The following is an 18,815-nucleotide window of genomic DNA, read 5'->3' on the forward strand; positions in this document are numbered from 1 at the left end:
TTGCCTTCTGGGTTCCCAGAGTAACGGATGTGGCATTTTAGGCGAATTTCTCCCCTGTTTCAAGCAGCAATTAATTTACTATAGTATTTAGACTCTCTGGGTCGATGAAAATTCCAGCACCCATTGTAGTAGATAGACTGATTTTTTTAATATAAACACCCTTCGACTGAGTCGGTTTCGCTTTTTTCAGTGCAACTAGTAAACATTCTAAGTTTTCTTTTAACTTGTCATCACTAAAGTCCACTTTACCAATAGTAGCGTGGATAATTCCGTTCTTATCGTTACGGTAACGAATCTGACCAGATTGGGCGTTTTTGACTGCCTCAGCCACGTTCGGTGTTACAGTACCAAATTTAGGATTTGGCATTAGTCCACGAGGACCTAGAATTTTACCGAGTTGGCCAACAACGTGCATTGCATCTGGAGATGCGATGACGATATCAAAGTTTATTTCGCCTTTTTTGATCTGTTCAGCTAAATCATCCATACCGACCAGATTAGCGCCTGCTGCTTTAGCTGCTTCAGCATTTGCGCCTTGGGTAAAGACAACTATACGTACTAAACGACCAATACCATGTGGTAATACGATTGCACCACGTACATTCTGATCAGATTTGCGTGCATCGATACCTAAATTCACTGCAACATCTACACTTTCTACAAACTTAGCAGTCGCTAGTTCTTTCAATAAGACAACAGCTTTATTAATTTCATATTGTTTTCTTGCATCAACTCTGTCACGGATTCTATGCATGCGCTTAGTTAGGTTAGCCATTTATTCTTAGTTCTCCACCAACAAGCCCATGGAACGAGCAGTACCTTCGATAGAACGAATCATTGCTTCTATATTAGCACCAGTCATATCCGCGGCTTTAGTTTCTGCAATTTCCCGTACCTGAGCAAGAGATACTTTACCGACTTTATCCTTATTTGGTTTACCAGAACCAGATTTGATGCCTACTGCTTTTTTCAATAAAACTGCCGCTGGTGGTGTTTTGGTAATAAAGGTGAAAGAACGATCACTGTATACAGTGATCACAACTGGAATTGGCAGGCCTTTTTCTAGAGATTCAGTCTTGGCATTGAATGCCTTACAGAATTCCATAATGTTAACACCTTGTTGACCTAGAGCCGGCCCTACCGGTGGACTTGGATTAGCCATGCCCGCTGCAACTTGTAACTTAACATAGGCTTGTACTTTCTTAGCCATAATATTCCCTCAATTGGGTATAACGCCTAAAATAGGCTCCCCCGCCTCTATAGCCATTTCATACGCTATCGAAATAGCATAGATACAGAAAAAGATTTCGTCTCGTAGTTAAATTTTATAAAAGCTACAAGAGCTAAAATATAACAAGAAGATTATCCTTTTTCCACCTGACTGAAATCTAGTTCAACCGGTGTTGCACGGCCAAAGATAGAAACTGAAACTTTCAGGCGGCTCTTTTCATAATCCACTTCTTCCACTACACCGCTGAAATCGGCAAACGGACCCTCGTTGACTCGCACCAGTTCTCCAGGTTCGAACAGTGTTTTCGGACGCGGCTTATCCCCTATCTGTTGTAAGCGATTCATAATTGCATCCACTTCCTTATCGCTAATCGGCGCAGGACGATCAGAGGTGCCGCCAATGAAACCCATCACGCGTGGTACACTTCGTACAAGATGCCAACTAGCATCATTCATGACCATTTGCACCAGCACGTAGCCAGGGAAGAATTTACGCTCGCTTTTACGACGTTGACCGCTGCGGATCTCCACCACTTCTTCGGTAGGAACCATGACGCCACCGAACAGCTCTTCTATATTGTGTAATTTGATGTGCTCACGCAGCGACTGCGCCACGCGGCCTTCAAAACCGGAAAACGCCTGCACAACATACCAGCGTTTTTTTGGAGCTTCAGACATCTCAGTACCTCAGGCCAGTGATAAATGATACCAGACGAACCAGAATACCATCTAGCCCCCACAAAATTAATGACATCATGGCGGTAACTGCGGCAACAATTAACGTAGTATGCAACGTTTCCTGTCGCGTCGGCCAAATGACCTTACGTATTTCAGTGCGTGCTTCACGTACAAAAGCCACTATTGCTTTGCCTTTAGTTGTTAGTAATACAACTCCGCCAGCAACCGTAACGAGGACTATCACACCTAGCACTCGTAATGGAAGCATTATATCGCGATAAACATAATTTCCTATGATTGCTATTAATATTAATATGACAACAATGAACCACTTTATTATTTCTAAGCCAAGCACGCTCCCTTGAGCTTCATTATTCGCACGCATAAATCAACCTGCCACAATAATTCAAAAACCACGTTGTTCCGCAATGCGACTTAATCGAATAAGTTTTTGAACGTAACTCGGTATCAAATAACATTTGATAGTGCCTGCTCCAGCAATGATGATGATCGAGAAAATTACTGATAAGCCAGGTGTTATGTAACAACAGCACATAAAAAGAGCACTGTGGTGCTCTTTTCCCTGTCCAGTAGACCATTTTACAAAAAGGCCCACCTTGCTATCGCTATTAAGCGATAACTTCAGTAACAACTCCAGCACCTACAGTACGGCCACCTTCACGAATTGCGAAACGTAATCCCTGGTCCATTGCAATTGGGTGGATAAGCGTAACGGTCATTTTCACGTTATCGCCCGGCATTACCATTTCAACGCCTTCCGGTAGTTCAATACTACCAGTCACATCAGTAGTACGGAAGTAGAACTGCGGACGATAACCTTTGAAGAAAGGTGTATGACGCCCACCCTCTTCTTTAGACAGAACATATACTTCTGATACAAATTTAGTGTGTGGCTTAATTGATCCCGGCTTAGCTAGTACCTGGCCACGCTGGATCTCTTCACGCTTGATACCACGCAGCAAAACACCTACATTTTCACCAGCCTGACCTTGATCCAACAATTTACGGAACATTTCAACGCCGGTACAGGTTGATTTCGCAGTCTCTTGGATGCCTACAATTTCAACTTCGTCACCCACTTTCACGATACCGCTTTCAACACGACCAGTGACAACTGTACCGCGGCCAGAAATTGAGAATACGTCTTCAATAGGAAGAAGAAATGGTAAATCAATAGCACGTACTGGATCTGGAATATAATTATCTAGGTAGCCAGCTAGCTCAATAATCTTTGCTTCCCATTCAGCTTCGCCTTCCAGTGCTTTCAGCGCAGAACCACGCACGATCGGAGTAGAATCGCCTGAGAAATCGTACTGCGACAACAGGTCACGTACTTCCATCTCAACTAATTCTAGCAATTCTTCATCATCAACCATATCGCACTTATTAAGAAAAACAATAATGTAAGGAACACCAACTTGACGACCCAACAAAATGTGCTCACGAGTCTGTGGCATTGGTCCGTCAGTTGCAGCAACAACGAGGATCGCACCATCCATTTGAGCAGCCCCGGTAATCATGTTTTTCACATAATCGGCGTGACCTGGGCAATCAACATGTGCGTAGTGACGGATTAAAGTTTCGTACTCAACATGAGAGGTATTGATAGTGATACCCCGAGCTTTTTCTTCTGGAGCGTTATCAATCTGCTCAAATGCACGAGCCTGGCCACCATAAGTTTTAGCTAAAACAGTGGTGATTGCTGCAGTCAAAGTGGTTTTACCATGATCAACGTGACCGATGGTTCCTACATTTACGTGCAGTTTATTTCGTTGGAATTGCTCTTTCGCCATGGTAATCAATCCTTATTGTTATGCCTTTACAGTTTAGTACAAGCATCTGTTCACAATTTTAAAACCGTCGCTTTATTTGCCACGGGATTCAATAACGGCTTGGGCGACGTTGTTCGGTGCATCATCGTACTTCAGAAACTCCATGCAATAAGAAGCTCTACCTTTAGTCAGAGAACGCAACTGAGTCGCGTATCCGAACATTTCGGACAATGGAACTTCAGCATAGAGCTGAACACCGATCGCGTTAGACTCCTGCCCTTTCAAAATACCACGACGACGGCTTAAATCACCGATAACGTCACCAGTGTTTTCTTCCGGAGTCTCCACTTCGACCCTCATGATAGGTTCAAGCAGTACCGGTTGCGCTCTTTTAAATCCCTCTTTAAAGGCAATAGCGGCGGCCAATTTAAACGCCAGTTCTGAGGAATCAACGTCGTGGTAAGAACCAAAGTGTAAACGTACACCTAAATCAACAACCGGATAACCTGCTAACGGACCAGATTTTAGCTGCTCCTGGATACCTTTATCAATTGCAGGGATGTACTCACCAGGAATTACACCACCTTTAATATCGTTGACAAATTCATAACCAGCCGGGTTTACACCCGGTTCTAGTGGGTACATATCAATAATAACATGACCGTACTGACCGCGACCACCAGATTGCTTGACATGTTTACCTTCGATGTTGACGATAGTAGATCGAATTTTTTCGCGGTAAGCTACCTGTGGTTTGCCTACATTTGCTTCAACATTAAACTCACGTTTCATACGATCAACGATAATGTCGAGGTGCAACTCCCCCATACCAGCGATAATAGTCTGATTAGATTCTTCGTCAGTCCATACACGGAATGAAGGATCTTCCTTAGCTAAACGACCTAGAGCAAGACCCATTTTTTCCTGATCAGCTTTAGTTTTCGGCTCAACGGCAATAGAAATCACCGGTTCAGGAAACTCCATACGTTCTAGGATGATAGGGTTATTTAAATCACACAAAGTATCACCGGTGATCACTTCTTTTAGACCAATCGCCGCAGCTATGTCTCCTGCTCTCACTTCACTGATCTCTTCACGTTTATTTGCATGCATCTGTACGATACGACCGAAACGCTCACGTGCAGATTTCACTGAGTTCAGAACTGTGTCACCTGAGTTAACTACGCCAGAATAAACGCGAAAAAAAGTCAGGTTTCCTACGAATGGATCATTAGCAATTTTGAATGCTAGAGCAGAGAACGGTTCGTCGTCCTCAGCATGACGCTCAGCTGGAGTATCTTTACCATCGTCTAGGATACCATTAATCGCAGGAACATCAGTTGGCGCTGGCAGGTATTCAATTACCGCATCTAACATCGCTTGAACACCTTTGTTCTTGAACGCAGAACCACAAGTTACAAGAATGATTTCGTTGTTCAGCACACGCAGACGCAGAGCTTTTTTAATCTCTTCTTCGGTGAGTTCTTCGTTGCTTAAATACTTCTCCATCAATTCTTCAGATGCTTCAGCTGCTGATTCGATTAGATTCTGACGCCACTCCTTAGCTAAATCCCGCATGTCTGATGGGATATCTTCGTAAACGAAGGTAGTACCCTGGTCAGCGTCATTCCAATTAATGGCTTTCATTTTGATTAAATCAACAATTCCGGTGAAATTTTCTTCAGCACCAATTGCCAATTGTAATGGAACCGGGTTCGCACCTAACCGCTGCTTAAGCTGGCTAACAACTTTTAGAAAATTCGCACCCATACGGTCCATTTTATTAACGAACCCAATACGCGGAACTTTATATTTATTTGCTTGGCGCCATACTGTTTCAGACTGCGGCTGGACACCACCCACGGCACAGTAAACCATTATTGCACCGTCAAGCACACGCATAGAACGTTCTACTTCTATGGTAAAGTCAACGTGCCCCGGAGTATCGATTATATTGATACGGTGTGGCTCAAACTGTTTAGCCATACCAGACCAAAATGCGGTGGTTGCTGCAGAAGTGATAGTAATACCACGTTCCTGCTCTTGTGCCATCCAGTCCATGGTTGCTGCACCATCATGCACTTCACCAATTTTGTGATTAACACCAGTGTAGAATAGTATACGCTCGGTAGTAGTCGTCTTACCGGCGTCGATGTGCGCGCTGATCCCAATATTACGATAATGCGCGATGGGTGTTGTACGAGCCATTTGGTTCCTCTAATTCTCAAACGTTCAAAATTAGTTGAACGCAGCAGGTTTAGCACGTTGCCCACCCGCTGGTTTAAAACAACTACGCGGAGATTACCAGCGATAGTGAGCGAATGCCTTATTGGCTTCAGCTATACGATGAACGTCTTCACGTTTCTTAACTGCAGTCCCTTTGTTTTCTGCAGCGTCAGAAAGTTCATTAGCTAAGCGGAGAGCCATAGATTTATCGCCCCGTTTGCGGGCAGCTTCTACGATCCAACGCATTGCCAGAGCATTACGACGAACCGGACGGACTTCTACTGGAACCTGATAAGTTGAACCACCTACTCTACGTGACTTAACTTCAACAATCGGACGCACGTTTCCAAGGGCAACTTCAAAAGATTCCAGCTCACTTTTACCAGAACGCTGAGCCAGACTTTCAAGCGCGTTATAAACAATTGATTCGGCAATAGATTTCTTGCCATCTACCATTAAAATATTAATAAATTTAGCTAAGAGCTCTGATCCGAACTTCGGATCAGGCAGAATTTTACGCTGTCCAATGACGTGACGACGTGGCATAGAAATACTCCGTCATTAATTCAGGATTGTCCAAAACTATAGAGTTTTGTTTAATATTTAAGTTAAAAAGTTTGGCCTTACTTAACAGAGAACCATTAACTTTTTGGTTTTTTTACACCATATTTAGAGCGAGCTTGCTTACGGTCTTTAACACCTGAGCAGTCAAGAGCTCCGCGAACAGTGTGGTAACGAACGCCGGGGAGATCTTTAACACGACCGCCACGGATCAGGATTACTGAATGTTCCTGCAGATTATGCCCTTCACCACCAATATAAGAGGTAACTTCAAAACCGTTAGTCAAACGAACACGGCAAACTTTACGTAGTGCAGAATTTGGTTTTTTCGGTGTGGTAGTATATACACGAGTACAAACACCACGTTTTTGAGGACAAGCTTCCAACGCAGGTACGTTACTTTTTACAACTTTGTGTACACGTGGTTTGCGAACCAGCTGGTTAACTGTTGCCATTGAATAGCTCCTGGATTTACTTTTGCTTCTTAAACACGCAATAAAACTCCCCATACTACTACGAGGACGCAGAATTCTAGGACTGAGCCAATAGGGTGTCAAGAAATAACCAAACTACTTACGACGTTACCAAGTCATCTGCTGCTGATGTTTTTCAGTAAGCGTAATGAAACCAAGATAGTCTACTGGAGTAATTTCGGTTGCAATCTGTCTAATAAGACCACGTGCTTTTACATCCTCGGCTAATACCCATACTGTAGCAGGCGATGCTAGTAGCAGGTTCAGCGTTCTGCTGCCTTCTAGTGCGCCCAGAACACCGTCTTGCAATAATATAAGATCGTCTTCCGAATGCAGCATCAACAGCAAGCTGTTAAGGTCGCTGTAATAAGGTGAACACATCAGGAGATGCAACATAGCGTGCTCATTAGAAAGTAATGATCCGATTGTAAGTTGAAAGCTGCGCTATTAACTCAGGTGCATCTAGAATATTGACATCTATAATGTATGAGCTACTTTCCGCCAAACCGCGCTCTTTTAATGCTTCACGACTGATAACGCATTGTTCAATATTATATAGATCTAAGACGCCAAAGGTGGCGGCGTGATTACGAGTTAAGATAATTTCAGGCTGTTGACCTGGTATCAATTGTAATACTCCATCACCAATAAAGAAGAGGCAGATCGACTCGCTTAGCGCGGCAGTTGCCAACACGGCGTCTAATCCTTCACGACCTGCGCTGCTGCCGTACGGCGAGTGGGTAAAAACAAATGCCACGCGGTTCACTAAAACTGAACCAAACGATCGCAATAGAGTACGGCTTCAGCTAGCGCCCCTAAGCTGCTGAGTTCAAAACCAGGCTGTAGATTACCACCCACCAATCCTAGACGATCCGCTTCATGAACATCAGTGATGCCGCGACGCATTGCCGCGGCAATGCAGATATTGAGTGATACACCTTGCTCCTGATGCAGTGTTTGCCAAGAGCGAACGATATCCGTTTCGTCGCAGGCCGGTATTGTCATGGCGTTAGCGTTAAGCACACCATCGCGATAAAAGAAAACGCTTTGCAAATGATGCCCGACAATAAACAACCCACGAGCAAAGAGTAGTGCGCTGCTTGCCTGTTGAGTGCCATAAGCAGGACCTGTTACCAGCAGTATATAACGCATCAGTACTCCCGCTTCTGAAAGTTGCTGCTCTTAAATTGATTATATATTTATCTAAAGATAGTACAGCATACCTAAACATACTAAGACAATATACAATCTGATTTATTGCATCTTTAATATTGAGAAAATCATGTTCGCAAAAGATTTTGCATAATCCGAGATTTTTTATCATGCTATTAGCGAATATTACGATATAAATTGATTATTATCAATAATTAAATGACATTGTCTGGTAATTTAAACACTCGCATCTCACGTGGGAAGTTCATACTCAAATTGAACTAATTTTATTTCGACGGTATCAGGTAATAAAATGGCACCTCCCAGGGGGGGCAGAGTGATAAATTAAAGATCATTGATGAGATCTAAATCAATAATTTGCTATTGTAGATTACAAATAGCGACAGTGACTAACTCCAATCCATAACCCACTTTACATGTGCTTTACTTGTCATGCTATCGTACATAGAACCAGATCGGTAATAAGCAAACTTGCTTTATGGTCAACATATATGTCCTTAATGATGTATGGCACTGAACGATTCAGAACTTTACACCGCAATGCGATTAGAATTGCTGGGTCAACGACTAAGATAACAGAGGGTGAGGGTTTAGGAAAATCGTAACCTACCCACTCGAACGAATGTCACTCAAAATTAAATTTTCTTAGTATACTGAAATAAGGAGAATGTGCCAATGAAGATATTTTTCCAAATTGATCTATCACGTTCCTATCTAAATATAGTGCTACATACGGAACTTTCTTAGAAAATCATTCTAGCAATAGGTACGTACTATCTTAAAAAATAGCGCATTCTTATGTCAAAAATTTGACAACTTAGAGAAAGTGACAATAACTCAATTATTTAAATTTATTCATTTCAGTAACTAATGCTCGCGCTTTATCATCTTTTTTAGGACTTGTTTTAATGTCGAGTAGTTCAATGTCGAATACTAACGTAGAATTAATCGGAATACCAGGTACGTTGTTTTTGCCATAGGCAAGCTGTGGCGGAATGACCAATTTAATCTTCCCACCTTTTTTTACATGTTTCAAACCTTCGGTCCAGCCCGGGATTATACCTTGAAGATGCAAGGAAAGAGGCTGGCCGCGTGTATAAGAGTTATCAAATTCGGTTCCATTTATTAGCATGCCTTTGTAGTGCACTACTACGGTAGTGTCGTCTTGCGGAGGGTCTCCACTGCCCTCTTTTTCTATTTTATAAAGCAGACCAGATTCGGTTTTTTTCACACCACTCTCTTTAGCAAATTTGTTAGCAAAAGCTATGCCCTTATCGGCATTTTCTTTCGCTTCTTTTTCCATTTTTTCCTGTGTGGCTCCTTTCACACGGCTTTCTAAGCCATGCAATATCTGCTCAATTCTCTGTTCAGAAAGTTTACTCTTTCCTGCAAACATATCTTGAACGCCCTCAAGTAACTGCTGTTTATCCAGTTTAATGCCTAGTTTCTTTTGTTCTTCTAGAGAATTATTCATGTATCGGGCTAGTGATGCACCCAAAGCGTAAGCAGATTGTTGGTCTTCATTTTTGAAGAAAGTATTTTTGGATATTTGTGACACCGTATCTTTTGTATCTGATGCTCTAGTCAATTCAGTAGACGCTGCTGTAAGCTTCGCGTGTAGCATAATAGAAATTATGGTAGCTAGCGTTGTGACTTTAAATAGCGATTTCATCCTTTCTCCAAAACCGAAGCCTCTTTACCTCGGAAATTATTGCATAATAAAGCCTACACTATAATACTTGTACACTGTAGTGAAAAATACTCCTATAACGTCATTACCCAGTCATCATCGTACCTTTTTGCACTAGAAATTTTCATAAGAAATGGTGGTGTTTTATTTCAAATTCAATCCTAAATAGGTAAAATAGTAAACGTCTGTCTATTTTGGTGGAAATAAACAGAGAATTAACCCACATCATTCTCAGTGTGAATGAATTGAAATATGAAGCAAAGTTCCTGAGTAATCATAAGTTAGAATAAAAGATGAAAGATTAAGACATCATAAAGTAAACCTAGCTTTCAGTCTCTGAATTTGGTTAGCCTAATCACGTTTTGAGATAGGACAAAATAAAAATAAGAAAAATACTTAAGCAGAAACATCCGACGTTGATGTGAACATGATGGGCGCAGCGATATAAGGTAAATTGAACCCAATAAATTTGCTAACATGCTAAAAAATTACATAAAGTAACGGAAAGAAAGTGTCGAAGGTAATAAAAGTCAAATTTAGCTATTTCGTGAAATAGCGGCTTTATAACTATTTTTAGAGGTTGTGACTCTTAGGATGAGAATATCAGCATGTTGTTCTTATGGAGCATTCGACTAATTAATAAACTAAGGATGATCTACAGGAGCTATAACCTATTGTTGCTTAATGAAACCATCCGCCTAAATGTAATATCAATATGCCCATAGGTAGTACTTACTGAAACAGTAAAATTAATTTTTAAAAGCATGCTGAGACTAATAAGATAAGGTAAGACAGAATCTCTACTTGCTCAACACTAGTAATGTTCTCCATATTGGGTGATGGAGTTAAAATTAATGGTTTTTCAGGGAAAAAATATAAGATCAGTTATGTAAATAGGATATTTCCACTGAGTAATAAACATCAAGTAGATGATCAATCAGCTTCGGGAAAATGATATATAGATTATCTAGTACATAGAAGAAAATAGAGGCGATAATCCGCCTCCATACTATTTTTTTCCCCCTTTTATAGGACATACTCTCCTATCGGAGTAAGCAAAACAGCATAGACACCCTCATAAATAATGGACATGCTAACTGATTGACGTATTATAAAATGACGCAGCAACGTCTCTTCCATTCCAATCACAGGACATTCTACCTTTTAGAAAGGCCCATCACCTAGCACTGTGGCTCGATGCATCACCCGTCGTGCCGGATAGTAGTCCGCATTTGCATAGTGCTGTGTCACACGATTATCCCAAATTGCTACGTCATTTATATGCCAACGCCAACGTACCTGAAACTCAGGCTTAGTTATATGCGAATAGAGCAAATTCAGTACTGCATTGCTTTCTTGCTCACTCAATTCCACGATGCGTGTAGTAAATCCCTCATTCACGAACAACGCCTTACGTCCACTCACTGGATGAGTACGAATCACTGGATGTTGTACCGGTGGATTCTTTTCTACCGCTTGTTGCCAACGCTGATACTCTTCTTCGGTACGGCGATATTTATACTCCTGAAAGGACTTTTTAAAATCATGCTCTGCGTGCAGCCCTTCAAGCATGATTTTAATTGGCGCTGACAAAGTTTCGTACGCTGCGATACTACTTGCCCACAATGTATCGCCACCTGACTCAGGTAGCAGTTTTGATGCCAAAATCGCGATCGCAGGCGGTGTATTGATAAAGGTAACATCGGTATGCCAATTATCATTATCTGGCGGATTATTCTGATGAGTATCTAGTACAATAATTTCCTCTATGTCCTCAGCATGAGGATAAACTGGATGTATATGCAAATCGCCGAAGCGCGCTGCAAGAGCGCGTTGCTGCTGTGGTGTTATCGCCTGATCGCAAAGTAACAGCACCTGATGGCGCATCAGTGCATGATATAGCTGCTCAAACTGAGTAGCACTCAGTGGCCGGGTTAAATCAAGATTCGAAACTTGCGCGCCGATATAAGGGCCGAGCGCGATGATGTTGATTTTTTCGTTCATCATTGTTCTCCGTTCCAGGGCGTCAGGCTACGCTGTATATAGAGCGAGCAACCCGAGTTCTGAGGTAAGATCTATCGCCGTACTGTGATGACTACAATCCCTGCCAGTAGGACATAGTCCGTTGCCAGAATTCACTGACTGTAGGTGAACGATGTTACTGACGATAAAACTAAACTGCGAATAAATCAGGCCCCGAAACTCTTCTCCTCTTTATAATCTTTTGCGTTCATTGCGCTCATGCTGATATAAAGAGGTCATTAAGCTATTCAAATATCTAAATCAGCATACAACTTTGTATTGTTTTTAAAAACGGGATCTGATCCGATTATGTTCGGTAGAGTGCGCCTGATGTGGTCGCCCTATATAATTAGTAATAATATATTTTTTGTTCTTGCTGTCTGGTAAATGATGCTTGACTCCGCTGGTAATCTGTCGAATTTAGTCCCCTTAGTTCTTCTCCGTCTTTAGCAGGCTAGTTGCTATCAGTCTATAAGCAGTTTTTTTAAAAAAGGGTACAGTGGTGTATTTTCCAATCAGATATCTTTGTCTAAAGAAAAAAATATTGCTTACTAATAACTCTTTAAATTTATTTAGTTATTTAGCCCCAAAGCTAACTAAAAGTTTTAGTAAACAACTACTGCCACGGGAGGCTATAGCCAACAGGCTAGAGCTGGTCTACACGTCATGTAATAAGCGTATCGCTCTTTTTAATAAAAGTATTTCTGCTTGCACTACTTTGTTAGCCGATTCTATAAAGGGAGGGTAAGCTACCGTAAAATTGAAGGCTTGCGCCTGGAAAGTCATTATCGAAAGTACTGTAGCTAAGATATAATATTCTTTCATTGATGTTGTACTCCACCAAGGTCTTATGATGGATGTAGTTTCACTTTCGGTGAAAATTTCATAAAGGAATTAAAAATTATTTTTAATAAAAATATGTTCTGAGAACATGAAAAGCGTTTTTGAAATTCGGAATCATTCAACAGCAGTGCAGGCTAGATAAAATCTCAAGTTCTCATATTACGATGTTCTACTGTTACCTATAAGAAAAGTATGCGATAATTAATGGATTGAGAAGGTGCCTTTTCGGTAGAAAGGTTTATAGCCCTATAATTTTCTGAGTTTTGACCTGACACACACGACCTCATTGAAACGTTTTCGATATTGGGTGATGAAGGAAACGCCTAAAGAGTACTCGCATCTTTTAGAGGATTTAGCGCAGACGACCTGTCAAATTTTTATTATCGGAATCTGCTTGATCAGTTGATTAGGTGGTGCTTGTTCTAATTTAACCATTCCATTGTTACGACTGTAGACATAGTATTCTTCGAATACGTACAACTAACTCTATTTTACCGTCATACTAGAGCTCCATCCAACTGCTAAAAATATGAATAAAAACTTGCTAAGTATCCATCCGAAAGACGATCCTTATATATTTAACTAAATTATCCTATATGCTGGATAGTTTTCTTACCTTTATTAATCATCTACTTATGCTAAGTAGCAGCTACTGTGTTTTTGGTGCCACTTTTATTTTTAAAATGCAACAAAATTGCAGCTTTAACATCAGTATGCTGCACAGTAGCCATACGTAATGGGTTACATCATGATTATCCCTTGGCAGCGACTTAACCCTGATACTCTCACTAATTTGATAGAATACTTTGTGTTGCGCGAAGGCACTGACTACGGTGAACACGAACAGAACTTGACGGAAAAAGTAAAAGATGTGCGTCAACAACTAGAATGCGGTGACGTCGTACTAGTTTGGTCAGAGCTGCATGAAACTTTCAATATTATGCCGCGTAAATTTCACTGCTAATTTTCTTCCTATGTTATACAAACGCTCATTAACATGAGCCTAACTTTCTGGAAAATCTCCTAGCAGATCAACATACATAACACTAATATAGAAGATTACAGTTATAATAGGAAATGGAGCTGACATATATTTATAATATGAAATTATTTAGATATAATAACAAATTAACTCTTTTTTAAGATAAAGACATTAATTTCATTACACCATAGTCTCTATTTACTATATTGGTTGTTAACTATGACCCTACTATTGATAACTTGAGACACGATTCTCTGCTACGATCTCTCTTTATTAAACAATAATTTCGTAATCATCGGCTTTTCTACCTGTTGGCTATAGCGGCAGGTTTTGTTGTGATGGACTTATTTTAATCTTTTTATACTTGATTAAGTATATTTGGTTTTAAATATTAATAATCTTTGAGTTGATACCCATCAAGGATGAGCTTGATGTTTTGACAACACCACAATCAAATAATACCTCTCAAGGAAAAGTGCACAGTATCATATCTCTATCAGGTTCAGTATGAGCTGGAATTACCGGCAATAAAGATTGATATTCATGACGCTGAGATTCCAATAAAGTTAAAATCCTCAACATATTCCACTTTCACGTTTCTCTACATCACATGTTTTGCGCCGAAAGATACACTGACCCAGTAAAAACAATCTAAAATAATCTTCCTTGGTTGAAACTAGACAATACGAGACAGAGAGGAAAAACTATGCTACAAGAATTGCTGAAAGTAGTTTCGTTCTAATAAGGACGAAAGCGGTATGCATTAAGCACCTAGCGCAAAATAAGTCCCAATAATCTCCTTAACTGAAAATGCTTAGATTATTGATCGTTCGACAAGGGACCTTTCCCTGCATTACGAGGCATGACTTACAACAGAGGATAATAGCGAATGGTTCTCGGCAAACCGCAAACAGACCCTACACTTGAATGGTTCCTGTCCCATTGTCATATTCACAAATATCTATCCAAAAGTACCTTGATTCATCAAGGTGAGAAAGCTGAAACGCTTTACTACATTGTGAAAGGATCCGTTGCAGTCCTAATCAAAGATGAAGAAGGTAAAGAAATGATCCTTTCCTACCTAAATGAAGGTGATTTTATCGGCGAGCTTGGACTATTTGAAGAAGGTCAGGAACGCAGTGCTTGGGTGCGCGCTAAAATTGCGTGCGAAGTAGCGGAAATTTCCTACAAGAAATTCCGTCAGCTTATTCAGGTGAATCCAGATATTTTAATGCGTCTCTCTTCACAGATGGCGCGCCGTCTTCAGGTAACGTCAGAAAAAGTCGGCACATTAGCTTTCCTTGACGTTACTGGACGTATCGCACAAACTTTGCTTAACTTGGCGAAACAGCCAGACGCTATGACACATCCTGACGGTATGCAAATCAAAATTACTCGTCAGGAAATTGGCCAAATCGTGGGTTGTTCACGTGAAACTGTGGGCCGTATTTTAAAAATGTTGGAAGATCAGAATCTAATTGCTGCACATGGTAAAACTATTGTTGTTTACGGTACTCGTTGATTGATTCACGCTAATGGCGTAATAATTGACTGACGCCATTAGCGTTTTTAATAAATCAGAGTTGTACCAGAGTTTTGCGTATCTCGAATTTTTTATATGCTCTAAGGTAAGCTTTAGAGTAATATATTTTCTTAACAGTGTTACTTATTTTGCCTTTCGTGTATAGATATAGCGCTTACAGACATAGTAAAGATAACTTAAAGTTGTTTTAAAGAAATTTGCTGTCAAGTCGCATCAGGTCAGATAATTGATGATGTTATGATGAAGTAGTGCCAGTAGATAACTAGCTGTGGCCTAACGCTGTCATCAACAATTTGACTGAAAAATTGACAGAGTTCTTATTTTCTATTGAGCTCAATAGATCAATACTCTCCAATTTATATTAGCATGAAATATAACAGTTCATAAAAAGGCGATATGCCATTATTATATATTTTCTACGTCATTGTACTCCATATTGCCACAACTTCAGCATTCGAGAAAATTATGCAATAGCTTATGTCCCTGTTCGGTCATAATGCTTTCCGGATGAAACTGTACGCTTTCCATGCCTAAATTCTTATGGCGCAATCCCATAATCTCATCTGGGATACCTGCATTCAAGCTCCAAGCAGTGATTTCAAACTCATCAGGTAGAGAATTCCATGCCACAATCAAAGAATGGTAACGTGTCACCGTTAGAGGATTATTGAGGTTACGAAACACGCCGCAGCTATTGTGAACTATAGAAGAGGTCTTGCCATGCATTACTTGACGAGCACGACCTACTTTCGCACCGTAAGCCTGTGCGATTGCTTGATGACCAAGGCAGACACCTAACACCGGGATACGCCCGGCAAAATAACGAATTGCCATTATGGAAATACCTGACTTATTAGGAGTACAGGGGCCTGGAGAAATCACTAAATGTGATAGCGGTAGCACTACCATCTCTTCCAAAGTAATGGCGTCATTGCGCACGACGCGCACCTGCGCGCCTAGTTCACGAAAATATTGATAAAGGTTCCAAGTAAAGGAGTCGTAGTTGTCGATTAGCAGCAGCATAGCCAGTCTGACAGATAAAATTACTGCACAAGTAGCACTTCACTTTATTTCGCCCCAATGTTGTGTGTGCTACACCAATAAATAATGGGCATATAATAACTCATTTTTTTAAAAAAATGCTATCTAGGCGCTCAGGATTCAATCCTGACTCTTCTAGAGTTGATTGAACGTATTATTCCTTTTTTTTAAATTTAATATCATTTTCATGATATTAAATTTTATATGTATTAAATGTAGCTTAACTAAGAAATATCTAGATAGTGGCAATGCTCGAGTCCTTGTATAACAAGACTCAATGCACCAAATGATAAACTCCACCTTACGCATTTGCTTGTCAACTTAAACTTCTAACTATTTTTTTAAAACGTGTGATTTTAAATAGATAAGAATAGCGCGTTATGACAAGATTTAGCATGTATGCTGCGATTTTTTCTTTTTTAAAGAGTAAGGTATATATTTATCTTACTCTAGATATTGGTAGTCCAGTCAGAAGAAAAGTTCTCTCACAGTAGCTAAATAGCTGTGAATATTTAGACTATGGCAAAATTTCACTCTATTATTTATCAATTAAAAACTCCTTTTTTCCCCAATCATGATTATTCACTATCTTGCATTTAAGTATAGAAGCCCCCACTTACCGGACACAGGTAAGTGATTGCATCTTTAGCATGATGCTGCTATTATCACAATTTACTATAAGGATTTTATAGAAATAAAAAATACTGTTTTTACTAGTACATACTTTTTGTAAACTTAGAGAGTCATACTCTTACCCTTAAGTTGGTACTTGAGAAAAGTTATGAGTTCCCTCCACTATATATTTACAATTCTGCTCAACATCGCATATCCTAAGTCGCACTAAACACAGGTAAAGAAAGCATTATTATCAGTAAAATTGAGAAAAATTGGCCGATAGAGCTGTTTTTCTCTCTTTCATAATAAGCCGTATATCTTCTCGGCTGCGCTGCCTTTCATAGATACCAAAACATAACGTTATTAAAATAATAAAGATGGATGAGGTCGACTTTATGGTTTTGTCTACCAATTTTGCTTGAGAATGACACACTCACAATTGAAAATACTCCCCCCATTCTTAATGATGATCTACAGTATCACTAATTTTCTTAATAAAAGATTCATGCTCTCCTAATTCATCATTTATTTTTAGAGCTTACGAAACCGATTGCTTCATAGGTCTTCTGCAGAGTCTGCTGTGCGCGTACACGTGCTTTTTGTGCACCGTCACGCATAATTTGTTCAAGAAAAGCTTGGTCGTTACGGTAGAGGTTGTAACGTTCCTGTAACTCAGACAGCATACTAGATACCGCATCGATCACTGCGTTTTTTAGGTCGCTATACATTCTGCCTTCGAACTCTAATTCCAACTCAGCAATGGTTTTTCCAGTTACACCTGCTAATATATCTAGAAGGTTTGACACTCCAGCTTTCTCTTTCACGTTGTAACGCACTACTGGCGGATCCTCGGAATCGGTTACGGCACGTTTTATCTTCTTCACCACCGAGCTGATATCTTCCAGAAGACCGATCACATTATTACGGTTGTTATCCGACTTGGACATCTTACGAGTTGGCTCCAGCAACGACATAACGCGTGCACCCGCTTTGGGAATAAAGGGTTTAGGCACGCAGAAAATATTGCCGTAAAGTGCGTTAAAACGCCGTGCGATATCGCAACTTAGCTCAAGGTGCTGTTTTTGATCTTCACCTATTGGCACTTGATTGGTCTGGTAAAGCAAGATATCCGACGCCATCAGTACCGGATAAGCAAACAGACCTATGTTGATATTCTGTTCGTAGCGTACCGATTTATCTTTAAACTGAGTCATGCGACTCAGCTCACCAAAATAGGCGTAGCAATTTAGTATCCAGCTCATTTGGGCATGTTCTGGCACATGGGACTGTACAAAGATGGTGCTTTTGTGTGGATTAATTCCGCACGCAAGATAAAGCGCCAATGTATCAAGAGTAGACTTACGTAATGATGCTGGATCCTGACGAACGGTAATAGCGTGCAGATCAACGATGCAGTAAATACAGTGAAAATCGTCCTGCATCTGAACCCACTGACGCAGCGCACCCATATAATTACCGATGGTAAGTGCACCTGATGGTTGTGCGCCGCTAAAAACAATGGGTTTTCTCATGCTGCAATCCTAATTAATGTAGCCCACAGACGAGCAAAATTCATGAAATAGTTTATAATCAAATTAAGTTACTACCGGACCTCACCTGTACCTTATTTATAGCCGATAAATTATGGGGATGTGCGGCACATCGTCTATTTAGGTAGACTTACGTAACTCTCTGACGAAAGCGGCATGTTCCGGTAATAATATACAAGAAAAGATAGAAAAGTAGAAAATTACGGATAATAAAGTTTTTTGCATCATGCAACGTTATAGTCGCCAATAACTAGGTCAAATACCTTCTTCATGCAGAGCAACTACATGAAACAACCTTATAATATGTATCGTTTTTTTGTGCTAATCTCCATTCTCTACCTACTGAATGTCTTTTCTACTTGAAAAAAGAATGAACTACTAGGAATATAGTCAAT

Annotated in this window: 17 protein-coding genes; 2 read left to right on the top strand and 15 right to left on the bottom strand. The window is 40.4% G+C overall.

What is annotated here, in order from left to right:
- Positions 1 to 70 precede the first annotated feature (70 nt).
- The 13 genes from rplA to tauD all read right to left on the bottom strand — a co-directional run bounded on the left by rplA (position 71) and on the right by tauD (position 11,828).
- Positions 71 to 775 (bottom strand): 50S ribosomal protein L1, encoded by a 705-nt coding sequence (gene rplA / locus FD729_RS04000; protein WP_159932001.1) that lies wholly within the window; start codon positions 773 to 775, stop codon positions 71 to 73.
- 6 nt (positions 776 to 781) lie between these two features.
- Complete coding sequence (gene rplK / locus FD729_RS04005; RefSeq protein WP_159932002.1) at positions 782 to 1,210, bottom strand: 50S ribosomal protein L11; 429 nt, start codon at positions 1,208 to 1,210, stop codon at positions 782 to 784.
- A 152-nt stretch (positions 1,211 to 1,362) separates the two neighbouring features.
- The gene (gene nusG / locus FD729_RS04010; RefSeq protein ID WP_159932003.1) at positions 1,363 to 1,908 is read right to left on the bottom strand and encodes a transcription termination/antitermination protein NusG; all 546 of its coding nucleotides are present in this window, start codon (positions 1,906 to 1,908) and stop codon (positions 1,363 to 1,365) included.
- Between the two features lies 1 nt (position 1,909).
- Complete coding sequence (secE, locus tag FD729_RS04015; protein WP_159932004.1) at positions 1,910 to 2,293, bottom strand: preprotein translocase subunit SecE; 384 nt, start codon at positions 2,291 to 2,293, stop codon at positions 1,910 to 1,912.
- Between the two features lie 244 nt (positions 2,294 to 2,537).
- Positions 2,538 to 3,722, bottom strand: coding sequence for an elongation factor Tu (tuf, locus tag FD729_RS04020; RefSeq protein ID WP_159932005.1), 1,185 nt, complete (start codon positions 3,720 to 3,722; stop codon positions 2,538 to 2,540).
- A gap of 72 nt (positions 3,723 to 3,794) precedes the next feature.
- Complete coding sequence (gene fusA / locus FD729_RS04025; protein WP_159932006.1) at positions 3,795 to 5,909, bottom strand: elongation factor G; 2,115 nt, start codon at positions 5,907 to 5,909, stop codon at positions 3,795 to 3,797.
- Between the two features lie 93 nt (positions 5,910 to 6,002).
- On the bottom strand, positions 6,003 to 6,473 hold the full coding sequence (rpsG, locus tag FD729_RS04030) for a 30S ribosomal protein S7 (protein WP_159932007.1): 471 nt from the start codon (positions 6,471 to 6,473) through the stop codon (positions 6,003 to 6,005).
- A 95-nt stretch (positions 6,474 to 6,568) separates the two neighbouring features.
- Positions 6,569 to 6,943 carry a 30S ribosomal protein S12 gene (gene rpsL, locus FD729_RS04035; protein WP_159932008.1) on the bottom strand — a complete coding sequence of 125 codons (375 nt, stop codon included), beginning with the start codon at positions 6,941 to 6,943 and terminating at the stop codon, positions 6,569 to 6,571.
- Between the two features lie 126 nt (positions 6,944 to 7,069).
- On the bottom strand, positions 7,070 to 7,357 hold the full coding sequence (tusB, locus tag FD729_RS04040; protein ID WP_159932009.1) for a sulfurtransferase complex subunit TusB: 288 nt from the start codon (positions 7,355 to 7,357) through the stop codon (positions 7,070 to 7,072).
- Between the two features lie 10 nt (positions 7,358 to 7,367).
- Complete coding sequence (gene tusC, locus FD729_RS04045; protein ID WP_159932010.1) at positions 7,368 to 7,727, bottom strand: sulfurtransferase complex subunit TusC; 360 nt, start codon at positions 7,725 to 7,727, stop codon at positions 7,368 to 7,370.
- On the bottom strand, positions 7,727 to 8,113 hold the full coding sequence (gene tusD / locus FD729_RS04050) for a sulfurtransferase complex subunit TusD (protein WP_159932011.1): 387 nt from the start codon (positions 8,111 to 8,113) through the stop codon (positions 7,727 to 7,729). Before tusD ends, tusC begins: the two co-directional genes overlap by 1 nt.
- An 862-nt stretch (positions 8,114 to 8,975) precedes the next feature.
- Positions 8,976 to 9,806: an FKBP-type peptidyl-prolyl cis-trans isomerase gene (gene fkpA, locus FD729_RS04055; RefSeq protein WP_159932012.1), complete on the bottom strand. Its 831-nt coding sequence runs from the start codon at positions 9,804 to 9,806 to the stop codon at positions 8,976 to 8,978.
- A gap of 1,182 nt (positions 9,807 to 10,988) precedes the next feature.
- A complete protein-coding gene (gene tauD, locus FD729_RS04060; RefSeq protein WP_159932059.1) occupies positions 10,989 to 11,828 on the bottom strand; it encodes a taurine dioxygenase in 840 nt (279 codons plus the stop codon).
- 1,609 nt (positions 11,829 to 13,437) lie between these two features.
- On the opposite strand from tauD, the gene FD729_RS04065 reads away from it, so the two are divergent.
- On the top strand, positions 13,438 to 13,653 hold the full coding sequence (locus tag FD729_RS04065; RefSeq protein ID WP_159932013.1) for a YheU family protein: 216 nt from the start codon (positions 13,438 to 13,440) through the stop codon (positions 13,651 to 13,653).
- 907 nt (positions 13,654 to 14,560) lie between these two features.
- Positions 14,561 to 15,193 carry a cAMP-activated global transcriptional regulator CRP gene (crp, locus tag FD729_RS04070; protein ID WP_159932014.1) on the top strand — a complete coding sequence of 211 codons (633 nt, stop codon included), beginning with the start codon at positions 14,561 to 14,563 and terminating at the stop codon, positions 15,191 to 15,193.
- A gap of 468 nt (positions 15,194 to 15,661) precedes the next feature.
- Here crp and FD729_RS04075 read toward each other — a convergent pair whose 3' ends face one another.
- Both FD729_RS04075 and trpS read right to left on the bottom strand, forming a co-directional pair.
- Positions 15,662 to 16,237 (bottom strand): aminodeoxychorismate/anthranilate synthase component II, encoded by a 576-nt coding sequence (locus tag FD729_RS04075; protein WP_159932015.1) that lies wholly within the window; start codon positions 16,235 to 16,237, stop codon positions 15,662 to 15,664.
- Positions 16,238 to 17,391: 1,154 nt separating this feature from the next.
- Positions 17,392 to 18,402, bottom strand: coding sequence for a tryptophan--tRNA ligase (gene trpS / locus FD729_RS04080; protein WP_159932016.1), 1,011 nt, complete (start codon positions 18,400 to 18,402; stop codon positions 17,392 to 17,394).
- Between the last annotated feature and the right edge of the window lie 413 nt (positions 18,403 to 18,815).

Origin of the sequence: Pantoea sp. Nvir (assembly GCF_009829915.1) — a bacterium.
GTDB lineage: Bacteria > Pseudomonadota > Gammaproteobacteria > Enterobacterales > Enterobacteriaceae > Pantoea.

Coding starts and splice junctions, on each gene's coding strand:
- rplA (WP_159932001.1), bottom strand. CDS start 775: ATGGCTAACCTAACTAAGCGCATGCATAGAATCCGTGACAGAGTTGAT.
- rplK (WP_159932002.1), bottom strand. CDS start 1,210: ATGGCTAAGAAAGTACAAGCCTATGTTAAGTTACAAGTTGCAGCGGGC.
- nusG (WP_159932003.1), bottom strand. CDS start 1,908: ATGTCTGAAGCTCCAAAAAAACGCTGGTATGTTGTGCAGGCGTTTTCC.
- secE (WP_159932004.1), bottom strand. CDS start 2,293: ATGCGTGCGAATAATGAAGCTCAAGGGAGCGTGCTTGGCTTAGAAATA.
- tuf (WP_159932005.1), bottom strand. CDS start 3,722: ATGGCGAAAGAGCAATTCCAACGAAATAAACTGCACGTAAATGTAGGA.
- fusA (WP_159932006.1), bottom strand. CDS start 5,909: ATGGCTCGTACAACACCCATCGCGCATTATCGTAATATTGGGATCAGC.
- rpsG (WP_159932007.1), bottom strand. CDS start 6,473: ATGCCACGTCGTCACGTCATTGGACAGCGTAAAATTCTGCCTGATCCG.
- rpsL (WP_159932008.1), bottom strand. CDS start 6,943: ATGGCAACAGTTAACCAGCTGGTTCGCAAACCACGTGTACACAAAGTT.
- tusB (WP_159932009.1), bottom strand. CDS start 7,357: ATGTTGCATCTCCTGATGTGTTCACCTTATTACAGCGACCTTAACAGC.
- tusD (WP_159932011.1), bottom strand. CDS start 8,113: ATGCGTTATATACTGCTGGTAACAGGTCCTGCTTATGGCACTCAACAG.
- fkpA (WP_159932012.1), bottom strand. CDS start 9,806: ATGAAATCGCTATTTAAAGTCACAACGCTAGCTACCATAATTTCTATT.
- tauD (WP_159932059.1), bottom strand. CDS start 11,828: ATGAACGAAAAAATCAACATCATCGCGCTCGGCCCTTATATCGGCGCG.
- FD729_RS04065 (WP_159932013.1), top strand. CDS start 13,438: ATGATTATCCCTTGGCAGCGACTTAACCCTGATACTCTCACTAATTTG.
- crp (WP_159932014.1), top strand. CDS start 14,561: ATGGTTCTCGGCAAACCGCAAACAGACCCTACACTTGAATGGTTCCTG.
- FD729_RS04075 (WP_159932015.1), bottom strand. CDS start 16,237: ATGCTGCTGCTAATCGACAACTACGACTCCTTTACTTGGAACCTTTAT.
- trpS (WP_159932016.1), bottom strand. CDS start 18,402: ATGAGAAAACCCATTGTTTTTAGCGGCGCACAACCATCAGGTGCACTT.